The sequence below is a fragment of the Fibrobacterota bacterium genome, from assembly GCA_019509785.1.
In the GTDB taxonomy this organism is placed as follows: domain Bacteria; phylum Fibrobacterota; class Fibrobacteria; order UBA11236; family UBA11236; genus Chersky-265.
This window is the reverse complement of the sequence record JAEKLQ010000039.1, coordinates 169,999-180,188: the sequence shown is the minus strand read 5'-3', so window position 1 is coordinate 180,188 and position 10,190 is coordinate 169,999. Positions and strand designations below refer to the sequence as shown.

The 10,190-nt window shown below is 60.9% G+C and carries 9 protein-coding genes; 7 read left to right on the top strand and 2 right to left on the bottom strand.

All coding sequences use genetic code 11. The features are described from left to right. Positions 1-127 precede the first annotated feature (127 nt). The 7 genes from JF616_11735 (at position 128) to JF616_11705 (ending at position 7,580) form a co-directional block, all read left to right on the top strand. Complete coding sequence (locus JF616_11735; GenBank protein MBW8888417.1) at positions 128-1,543, top strand: hypothetical protein; 1,416 nt, start codon at positions 128-130, stop codon at positions 1,541-1,543. 119 nt (positions 1,544-1,662) lie between these two features. Continuing rightward, entirely contained in the window at positions 1,663-2,511 is an 849-nt protein-coding gene (locus JF616_11730) for a TIGR02147 family protein (GenBank protein MBW8888416.1), read from the top strand. A gap of 2 nt (positions 2,512-2,513) precedes the next feature. Next, entirely contained in the window at positions 2,514-3,944 is a 1,431-nt protein-coding gene (locus tag JF616_11725) for a carboxypeptidase regulatory-like domain-containing protein (GenBank protein MBW8888415.1), read from the top strand. A 127-nt stretch (positions 3,945-4,071) separates the two neighbouring features. Further along, a complete protein-coding gene (locus JF616_11720) occupies positions 4,072-5,019 on the top strand; it encodes a hypothetical protein (GenBank protein MBW8888414.1) in 948 nt (315 codons plus the stop codon). Positions 5,020-5,145: 126 nt separating this feature from the next. After that, positions 5,146-6,237, top strand: a complete 1,092-nt coding sequence (gene nuoH, locus JF616_11715; protein MBW8888413.1) for an NADH-quinone oxidoreductase subunit NuoH — start codon at positions 5,146-5,148, stop codon at positions 6,235-6,237. Positions 6,238-6,277: 40 nt separating this feature from the next. Next, the gene (locus tag JF616_11710; protein ID MBW8888412.1) at positions 6,278-6,724 is read left to right on the top strand and encodes an NADH-quinone oxidoreductase subunit I; all 447 of its coding nucleotides are present in this window, start codon (positions 6,278-6,280) and stop codon (positions 6,722-6,724) included. Between the two features lie 193 nt (positions 6,725-6,917). Continuing rightward, a complete protein-coding gene (locus tag JF616_11705) occupies positions 6,918-7,580 on the top strand; it encodes a PEP-CTERM sorting domain-containing protein (GenBank protein MBW8888411.1) in 663 nt (220 codons plus the stop codon). 144 nt (positions 7,581-7,724) lie between these two features. Here JF616_11705 and JF616_11700 read toward each other — a convergent pair whose 3' ends face one another. Beyond that, on the bottom strand, positions 7,725-9,107 hold the full coding sequence (locus JF616_11700) for a chitobiase/beta-hexosaminidase C-terminal domain-containing protein (protein ID MBW8888410.1): 1,383 nt from the start codon (positions 9,105-9,107) through the stop codon (positions 7,725-7,727). Beyond that, complete coding sequence (locus JF616_11695; protein ID MBW8888409.1) at positions 9,104-9,946, bottom strand: TIGR02147 family protein; 843 nt, start codon at positions 9,944-9,946, stop codon at positions 9,104-9,106. The genes JF616_11700 and JF616_11695 overlap by 4 nt, the downstream gene beginning before the upstream one ends. Positions 9,947-10,190: the final 244 nt, after the last annotated feature.

The following is a 10,190-nucleotide window of genomic DNA, read 5'->3' as shown; positions in this document are numbered from 1 at the left end:
TTGAAAAGGCCGGATACGGTTCTTCCAGCGCGTTCGCGGATATCCTCAAAGGGCGATGCATCGGCCCAGGGGCATCGGGATTGATTACCGCTTTGAACTTTAATGGGGTAAAAGAGGGAGGACGGGGATGGAATCGCGAATCAATACTTGGTCTTGGAAGCCGGTCGGCATCGTTCTCGCGTTAGGACTTGCTTGCTTGGGAAGGCAAGAGGCCGGGGCCCAAGTGGCCGTAGTCGCTCGTGACCCCAATAACCCTTACCAGAAAAGCAAATTCGGGCACGTTCACCGCGTCTTCCTCAACTCTTACGAGTTGGGCACCCACATTCAGACCTATTTGCAGCAATCGCTGGCCCGTTATGCAAAGCAATATGGCTTCCAGCTGGATATCGGTTCGAGTGCTAGTTATATAACCGATGCGAGCATGGGATTGAGCGGAGACACCGCCAATCCGGTCAATGTCGCCGTGTTCAATGACGGGGACGGGGACGTCCTTTCCAACACCACATCGCTGGCGACCATGAGAAAATTCGTGGAGGTCAAGGGGCGCGGATTGCTTCAAATCCATGCAGCGGCCGCGTATATCCCGTGCCCTACCAGCGGCGTGGAAAACCTGACCGACGCGAACTGCAGATGGTTGGCCCGCGTGCTCGTGCGCCAGTACAAGGACCACAACACCGATCCGAATTACGTCCGCATTTACGTTGACTCGGTTCGCGCCGGAGAAATCCCGCCCCGCGCCACGGTCGCGACCGGCGGCAATACCGCCGCGACCTGGGATCACGGCAAGCGCGTCCCCGAATACAAGGGCATATTCGACTCGCTACCCTCCAACAACGGCGTCCTCGGCGGCGCCGAGCCCATGGTTTGGGACAGCTTGGGCGATGAGTGGTACAACTACCGCGGCTACGTGCGCAATCAAGGCGCGCAGACCTTCGACGGCGTGGTTTTCGGGCAAGTGACCGCGCTGTTCTCGCAGGACGAGAGCGCCCCTTATACCGCCGCCAGCCTACACATGGGCGACCGCGTCCAGGCATGGGCCCGTCATGTCGGCCTTGGCCTCACGGTTTACAACAATATGGGGCATGGCAACCTGTACGTGCGCTCGCGTAAAGTGCATGGCGCTACCGTCAACGACAGCATCGTTGAGAAGATCAACTGGCGTATTATCCGGTATCTGGCCCGAGACTTCGTGGGTTGTATGGATCCCGCCAAGGCTGACTATAACCCGGAAGCTTCGGTAACCAAAATCAACGAGCTGGACGACCCCTCTCCCTGCGGGATAACTTCGGCCAAGGTCATCCAGCAGGGGGCTTCGCTCAATGGCGTTCGGGCGGCGGGACGGAACATCCATGTTTCCCTTCCGGAAAAGGGCGAGTACCAAATCCTGGTCGTCGATCCGCTGGGTAAGCAATACTTTAACCGGTTCGCCGCAGGCGGAGCGAATAAGTCCGTCGACATCATGCGGCTCGCCAAGGGACATTATTTCGTGCATATCTTGGCCCCCAACGATTCCCGCAATGTGACGGGCGTTCGTCTGGACTAAGTTTAAGGACACGTGATCCGCGAAAAAAGCCTTCATCCGGGACCGCTCGCAAGAAAAGAACGCTAAGTTGCCCCGATCTCGGCCTTAGATCCCGCGAGTGGGCATATCTTTTGGATGCGATGAAAGCCAGCCTGCCCGACGTCACCGCATATACGGATTTCCGCAAATTCCTCAGGGATTGCTACGACTTCAAGAAGAAAAGCGATCCGAAATTCTCGCATCGGTACTTCTGCAAAAAGGCCGGGTACGGCTCTTCCAGCGCGTTCGCGGATATCCTGAAAGGACGCCGCAATCTCTCCGCCCCGGCGGCGTTGCGGTTGGCTCGCGCCTTCGAACTGGGCAAGTCCGATGAAGACTACCTGCTGCACCTGGTTCAGTTCAACCAAGCCGACAGCCTGGAAGTGAAGAACCTGCACTACGCGCGCATGCTCGGTTTGGCCCGCATTTCCATCGACGTCATCTCGCCCGATAAGTACGCGTATTTCAGCAAGTGGCACCATGCCGCCTTGCGCGAACTTATCTATTTCACCCCTTGCAACGGCGATTACAAGGCTTTGGGGCGCAAGCTCGATCCTTCCGTCCCGGCCGCGCAGGTAAAGCAGTCGATCGCGTTGCTCGAAAAGCTGGGGATGATCAGGAAGGATGCGGACGGCTATTACCGGCAAACCACCGCCTTGCTTACCGCCGATAGCATGGGCGAATCCCTCCATGTCGAGAATTTCCAGGCCGAAACCATGCGCCTGGCCATGGAATCGCTCAGCCGCCACTCGCCGGAATCCCGGGATATGTCCACCTTGACCGCGACCCTTTCGGCGGAGAGCCTGGAGAAGGCGAAGTCCGCCATCAAGGCTTTGCGCCAATGCATTCTCGCCCTGGCGGAAAAAGACCAAAGCGTTGATCGCGTTATGCAGCTCAACATCCAACTCTTCCCCCTGACACGCGGGGATGCGGGCGAAAAGGAAGGTTAACCATGCTCCAATCCTCGTACGCCCGGACCTGGATGGACCTCGGTCTCGCCGGTTGCGGATTCGCCGCCTGGTTGGCGATAGGCGGTTGCGATGGCAGCGCCACCCAGACTACTAGCGGAAGTACTACCAGTAAAGCCATCGAAGGGGTATTGGTCGATTCCCGCGGCAATCCCGTGAACGGAGCTACCGTCAAGGCGTGGCCGGCGGCTTATGGGCCGATCCTCGCCGGAAGCATCCAGGATAGCGCGCTGGCCGTCACCGCCCATACCGATGAGCGCGGCCATTACTCGATTTCCGGCCTGGAGGTCGGCGTTTACAACCTGTTCGGGGCGAATCCTTCCGACCGGGCCACGGTGCTCATCCCGCGGGTGAAGTACCTGGAGCAAGCCGCCGATCTCGGCACCGATACGCTCAAGGCCCCCGGCGCGATCATCGGAAAGGTCCGCGTCGACGGCGGCAATCCGCCTCTGACCTTCTGCTACCTCGAAGGCTCGAGCTATGCCGCCATCTCCGATTCCGCGGGACGCTTCGTATTGCCGGACCTGGCCGAAGGCCAATACCGATTGAATTATTTCGCCAACGGCTACGCGCGCGCTGTCGACAGCCTCGTGACGGTGCGTTCGGGGGACACCGCCACCTTGGCGGCCAAGACCTTGCTGCCGGACCTCGCTTTGCAGCCTCCCGCGCCGCAAGGGATTTCGGCGGTCTATGATTCCGTTCATGGCGTAGTGCATCTGAAATGGAATGCCGTCCATGTGGATGACCTCCAGGAGTACTGGATCGAATACGAGGATAATCCCGATCCCAACCCATCCTACCCCCATTCCTTGGGCGTCACCGATACCGGATTCGCGGATGAAGTCGGGGGAATGAACGAACTCGAGGGCAAGAGCTTCGTTCCTTACACCCGCACCTATTGGGTGCGCGCGAAAGATACCGAGGGCAATTTAAGCCCGAGGCCGGCCCAACCCATTACCATCAACGTCATCGACGCGACCATCTTCAAAACCGAATTCTCCATGCACGCGATCATGGACTCCTCGGGGCGGAATAGCTGCAACGACACTCTAGCCTTCGCGCTCGACGTCGTTTCAAGCCCCGATAGCTTGGTAGGAGTAGAATGGCGCATCGGAGGCTCCTACCACGATACAGACTACACGGGCGACGTGTATGCCTCATCCACTCAACATTATCATCTCCGGGTATCGGTAGGAGCGCCCCATCGCGATACCCTGTATTTCACCCCTACATTGATGGATAGCCTGAAGACCTGGAGCTCGCAATCGGCCTTCGATTCCATCTCCGTCATAGCCATGGTCCTTAACGAAGGTATGCTCGTCCATATGGTGACCGCGCCCGTCGGATTGGATTCGCTCGGATGTTACCACCCCGGCCCTACCACCGAGAGATCTCTGGGCAAGCCGCCGTATTGACGGCACGCGGGAATGCCTTTGCGAGCCTGGGGCTCCTGTAGTCCTTGGCCCCTTTAGGCTTTCTTGTCCCATAGGCGGCCTGGATCGGGACATCAAGTTTCGCGCTCCCGCCTCCGATGTCCCGGACATGGACAAGCCCGCCCCCCTACGACGCCCCTCCCGCCGCCTCGTCTACGCCTTCCTCGCCTTGCTTCCGCTGGCGGGCTGCGGAGCGTCGCCCTCCTCCGTTTCCGGTAACGACAAGAACGGCCAGGACAGCTCGGGGACCAACCCGCCCGGAGCGAAGGGACCGGGCTCCGCGACGGGCCAAGGCGGCGACCATGCCAAGGATCCTGCCTACAATTCCCCGGCCCGCTTCACCGTTCAACTCGCCCAGGTAGGCGCCCTCTCCAAGACCGCCGCCATCGTGATGCGCCGCCTGGTCTGCACCGTGGTGTCCAACGCGACGCCCCCCGATACCGTGCGCGATACGGTCTCCCTCGACGGGAATGCGGGCCAGACCCTCAAGCGGGTAGTGAAGTTGAAGCCTAAGCTCAATTGGATCCTCCAGGCCAAAGCCTTCGATCAGCGCGACTCCGTGGTTCACCTGGGAACCAGCGCCGCCTTCACTCCCAGGCCCGGGGACACAGCCGAAGTCTCCCTCAACCTGGCGGCCCGCTACGTGATGTACCAGGCGGTGTTCGGCAGCCTGCCTGCCAGCGTGGGCGCCAATGCCGAGGGCACCGATCGCATCGCCGTGAACTTCAACCATCTCTCCCTGAAGGTCGACGGCCAGATCAAGGCCGACACCACCGTGCCAGGCTTTTTCCTGCCCGGCCAGGACGTGGCCCTGGGCTTCGATTACGTGGTGGCGGGAACCCATGCGGTGACCCTGGAGGCCTACGGCCTGGTGGGCGGTTACCAGGGTCTGCTCTTCTCCGGAACCGGCACCTTGACTTCGAACGCCGGCGAGGACGGCTCCAAGCCCATCGCCCTGGTATGGGCAGGCCCCAATACCGGCGTCGGCAGGTTTACCGTCATCCTGGGCCGCATTGGCCGGGTGACGGTGACCGGCGGTTTCGTCTCGCAACTCTAGACGGGGCCGCGGGGGCGGAAGCCGCAGCCGTGGAACTAAAGACGCGGCCGCGGGACCGGAAGCGAATCCCCTCCGGGGGCCGATGGAACCTGAAGGACCCGGGCCTTTTTGCTAACTTTAGCCGCGATGGACACCCTCCTCGCGATCCTATCGAACTTCTGGGTCATCGTCGCCATAAAAATAGCCGTGGGTTTAGGCCTGGTCATGGGCATGGTTCCCATGATGGTTTGGATGGAGCGCAAGGTGAGCGCCCGCTTCCAATTGCGCCGCGGCCCCAACCGCGTCGGCCCCTTCGGGCTCTTCCAACTCATCGCCGATTCCCTGAAGCTCCTGTGGAAAGAGGATTTCTTCCCCCGCAACACCGATCGCCTGGTCTTCCTGGCGGCCCCCATCATGGCCTTCCTGCCCGGCGTGCTTTCCTTTTCGCTGATCCCCGTCGGCGTCGCCGGCGGCAATGAGATCATGGGCCCGGGCGGGGTGATGGCGGTTTCCTACATCAGCTTGGGCCTACTCGTGATCATGGCCATCTCCTCCGTCGCCGCCTACGGCATCGCCTTCGCGGGGTGGGCCTCCAACAATCAATACTCCTTGCTCGGCGGCATCCGCTCCTCCGCCCAGCTGATCAGTTACGAGATCGTCATGGGCATGGCGGTAGTGGCCCTCATCCTCATGACGGGCACGGTCAACCTCTCGGAGATCGTACAGCAACAGCAAGACACGGCCTGGAACATCATCCGGCAACCGATCACCTTCATCCTGTTCCTCGTCGCCGCCTTCGCGGAAACCAATCGCGCGCCCTTCGATTTGCCCGAGGCCGAACAGGAATTGGTGGGCGGCTACCATACCGAGTATACCGGCATGCGCTACGCTTGGTTCATGAACGGGGAATACGCCGCCATGTTCACCATGTGCGCCATCCTGACGACCCTGTTCCTGGGCGGTTGGACCTTCCCCGGCTTCAAGCTGCTGGCCGAAATGCTTTCCGGTTCCGCCCTCGGCCAGATCCTGGTCGGCCTCCTCTCCTTCGCCATCTTTTTCGGCAAGGTCGTCTGCCTGATTTTCTTCTTCATGTGGGTGCGCTGGACCCTTCCGCGTTTCCGCTGGGATCAGCTGATGAAGCTCGGCTGGCACGTGCTCATCCCCATCGCTTTGGCTAATATCATCGGTACCGCGCTGTTCCTGGAATACGTGGCGTCCCGTTTCGGATTCGGAGGCTGATATGATCGCGCCCGCCCGCGACGCCCAGATCAACAAGAACATGCCCGGCAGCCGTCTGGCCTGGTACACGCGCATATACTTCCCGACCATCGCCAAGGGCATGATGGTCTCGCTCCGGCATTTCTTCAAGAAGCCGGTGACGATCAATTATCCCGAGGAGAGGCCGAAGGTCTCGGAGCGTTTCCGCGGCGAGCATCGGCTCACCAAGGACGCCAACGGCAACATGAAGTGCGTGGCCTGCTATATGTGCGCCACCGCTTGCCCGGCCCATTGCATCACCATCGAGGCCCAGGCCGCTCCGCCCGAATGGGAGAACCGGGACAAGATACCGAAGGTCTTCGAGATCGATATGCTGAAATGCATCTACTGCGGCTATTGCGTCGAGGCTTGCCCCAAGGAAGCGATCGAAATGACGAACAAGATCCCGCAGGTTTACGATAACCGCCAGGCCTTCATCTACGGCTTGGACAAGCTGCTCAATAACTAGCCAGCGTTGAATCGATAGTCGTCCCTTGAACTCCTGCTCCCCGCAGGAGTTTGTGATTTTAGGTTCCGTATCCCTCCCCGGCATCCTGTCGGAATTCCATACAACCCACCTTGCGAACTTGGAGATACAGGGTCACTTTTATTCCTGTATAGGGGTGCCAGATGCTGGCATAGGCATTGCACTATTAGCCGACATGCAAATGAAAAAACGCTATTCTCTCATGTTCGGTCTTTTGGCTTTCTCCGCGATGGCCGCCCACGCGGATCTCATCAATAATTCCGGCTTCGAATGCGGTTCCGGAACCCCGACCACCAGCGGAGTCGGGACCAGCACCGCCTCGTCGCTTTGCGACTGGTATCAATGGGCCAACTCCGGTCCGGTGGTCACCACGGTGCAGTCCATGTCCACCTTTTTGGACGGCGGGGCGTCGGCCCATATTATCGGCGGCGATCATGACGGGTTGTACCAATACGGCTCCCCGGTCCCCGGCATCTACACCGCCAGCGCCTGGTTCTACGTGAACTCCGGTTCCGCCGAACTCGGCTTGTTCTTCAACGGGGGAACCACCGGCACCACCGGCTCAACGACCACGACCACGGGCCAATGGGAGTACGTCAGCACCACCGCGCCTTTGGCGACCGGCATCGGGGGCGCCACCATTTATGGTTCGGAACCGAATTCCGATTTCTACGTGGATGCGTTCTGGCTGAACTCGGGCGAACGCTCGACCTCGCCTTACGATCCGTCTACTGGTTTCGCCCCGCCTGCGGCCGTGCCGGAGCCTGGGTCCCTCGCCCTCTTGGGCCTGGGTGTCCTGGCCCTCGGTTCGGGCCTTCGCAGCCGCCGCCGCAAGTAACCGGGGTCCGTTCCGCTCCGCGCAGAGAGACCCCGATCTCCGCAGCTTCTCGAAGTCTCCGGCCCCTTCCGCTTTCCTTGGCGCGGAAGGGGCCTTTCTGCATCTGGGGCCTTCATGCGGAAAGGCCTTTTGGTTTGATCGCCTTCAGGGGTGGGCGGGAGGAACCGCGGTCGTATCCAGGACGGATACGCTATCAGTTTTGATCACGTATTGGCTGGAGACCACTTCGCTGGAACGGAATCCGGGCGCGACGGAGACGGCTTGGACCAAGGTGGATGCGCGCAATACGATGGCGCTGCCCGGATAGGCGGGGCTGTCCTTGGTGGGAATGCTTCCGTCCAGGGTGTAATGGACCGTGCTGCCGGTAGGACCGGACATTTCCACCCGCACCGAGTCCACGAATTCCCCCGCACCCGGCGTGATGCTGGGGCGCATTAGGGCCAGCACGTAATTGTTCGCGGAGACGGGGCTGTGCTCGAAACCGGGCGCATAGGCCACCGCATAGAGGGTGGTGCTGACCCGCATGAGGATAGGCTTCTCGTACTGTTTGGAGCTCGGCGTGGGCGTGGTGCCGTCCGTGGTGTAGTAGATGGACGCGCCGGCGGGCGCGCTGAGCGTGACTTCAACGGAATCGTAGAATGGGTATTCCCCCGGCGGCGATGCGACCGGAAGGGAAAGCATCGGATACGGATCGGGTAGGATTATGGAGTCGATCCGGTCGCCGGAATGGATCGGGCCCGGAAGGGAGTAGGCGAGGGGCGTTTCCCCGCCGCCCGCGAGGCCCAGGGATTCCGGTACGGCGAAGACGCGGCCCGAGCTGTCGACCCAGCGCAGAGGGAGCCTCCCGGCAGGAAGGCCTACGAATTGGAAGCGGCCTTTGCGGACCAGGGCGTAATAGGGAGATCCCGGGACGAACAGGGCCAGCGGATTGCCGGCGGGGGAGGCCGTGTCCACTACGCCGGAACAGGTATGTCCCGGCGTCAGATCGACCACGAAATCGGTTCCCGAGTCTCCGGCGGCCGTGGTGTAGCCTTGGGAATCGGGATGCACGGAGGCCAGCCATCCTCCCAGGTCCCCGCCGGATGCGGCGGATTGCAGGATGATGTTGAAGTCCTGGAAGGCAGGATGGTTCGCGGCGATTTTCAAGAGGCGCAACTCATCGTGCTGGAACATGCAGCCGGCCAAATCGTCCCAGTCGAGGGTGGTGCTTGATCCCTGGAACCTGATGGTCGAAGAAGGGCCGCAACCGGTGGCGGTGCTTACCTTCAGATCCGGAGACGTGGTGCCATCGTCGGGGCGGACGTAATAGAATTCGGGATTGGAACCGGCCGCCACGATCCGCATGTACCCGTCGAATATGAAGGGCTTGCCTTGCTTGCGGAAGTTCAGGGTCAGCGATGGATTCCCGACCTCGCTGCTGGTGCCGCCCGCGCATCCCGAAAGCGATAAGCAAGCGGAGAGGAAGCAGGCGGCCGCTACGGCAAGGCCCCAGCCGAATCGAATAGGGAACCGAAAGCGGGCCATCATGGGATGCGGGCCCCCGGGAAGAGTTGGATGTTGAGTACGTTCACCTGATTCACTTCTTCATCCCGATCCACGATTTCCCTCACCTCTTGCAGAAAGGCTTCGATGCGCTGTTTGACGGCCGCGAAGCCCTTGTCCGAAACGGAAAAGGCCAGCACCTTGAATTGCCGCTTCTCGGGCGGATAGCGATCCAATGCGCCCGCGGCCAGGCGCAGGAAGGCGCGATGGTAGTCCTTGGCGACCTGCCCTAGGACCGTCTTGTCCGTCACCAGATGCCTCTCGGCCACGTCGTAGCCGTTGGCGGTCCGTTTGATCAGTCCCATGCCCAGGAGCAGATCGAGCGAGGCCTGGATCTTTTCCGGCGGAAGCTCTTCGGCCAAATGTCGGGCGATGCGCGCCGGCGTGGCCTCCGATCCTTTCAGGCCCAGGTAATTCCAGATCACGCTATGGTGCCATTCCGCGAAGAATTCGTATTGCCCTTCCACGAGCATCTTGGCCCGCGAGCCGCGATGCCGCGAGAGATGCGAGAAAAAGTAATTCTTCTCGTCCAGGGTTTTGGCCTGGTTGAATTGCACCAGGAAATCGAAGTACTCGGCCTCGGGCCCTTCCAGCTTGAGGGCCTTGATGAAGGCCAGGCGCTGGCGCTGGGTAAGGTTGCGCTCCCCCTTCATCAGGTTGGTCATGAAGCTGGTGCTGGAAATGCCCAAGGCGGGATTGCGCGCGAACGATCGCATGGAATAGGCCGGTTGGATTTCCCTGCGGAACCGGAACCAGTCTTTCAGGTAGCTCCGGAAATCCAGATAGGCGGTGACCGCGGGGGCGGCAGGCTTGGGGGCGTCCACATCGCTAATGTAGCACGCGACGGGTCGGGATGGGTCCGGTGCGGAGGCTGGCGATGCTCTCAATTGGAGAGCAGGTTTTGGGGGCCGGTCGATCCCGGAGGGCCAAAGGCGGACTTAGCTTAAGGTCATTACCCGCGAGCCCGCGCGGCGGCTTTGTCCCCCGCTGCGCATAAGGCCCTGGTTGCCCTGCAACCAGGGCCTCCTCGTTTTTGGCCTCGGTCTTCCCTTTGTGTTTGCTGTCTGC

Excerpts from the sequence above, each read along its gene's own strand:
- JF616_11735 (MBW8888417.1), top strand. The coding sequence starts at position 128 with ATGGAATCGCGAATCAATACTTGGTCTTGGAAGCCGGTCGGCATCGTT.
- JF616_11730 (MBW8888416.1), top strand. The coding sequence starts at position 1,663 with ATGAAAGCCAGCCTGCCCGACGTCACCGCATATACGGATTTCCGCAAA.
- JF616_11725 (MBW8888415.1), top strand. The coding sequence starts at position 2,514 with ATGCTCCAATCCTCGTACGCCCGGACCTGGATGGACCTCGGTCTCGCC.
- JF616_11720 (MBW8888414.1), top strand. The coding sequence starts at position 4,072 with ATGGACAAGCCCGCCCCCCTACGACGCCCCTCCCGCCGCCTCGTCTAC.
- nuoH (MBW8888413.1), top strand. The coding sequence starts at position 5,146 with ATGGACACCCTCCTCGCGATCCTATCGAACTTCTGGGTCATCGTCGCC.
- JF616_11710 (MBW8888412.1), top strand. The coding sequence starts at position 6,278 with ATGCCCGGCAGCCGTCTGGCCTGGTACACGCGCATATACTTCCCGACC.
- JF616_11705 (MBW8888411.1), top strand. The coding sequence starts at position 6,918 with ATGCAAATGAAAAAACGCTATTCTCTCATGTTCGGTCTTTTGGCTTTC.
- JF616_11700 (MBW8888410.1), bottom strand. The coding sequence starts at position 9,107 with ATGATGGCCCGCTTTCGGTTCCCTATTCGATTCGGCTGGGGCCTTGCC.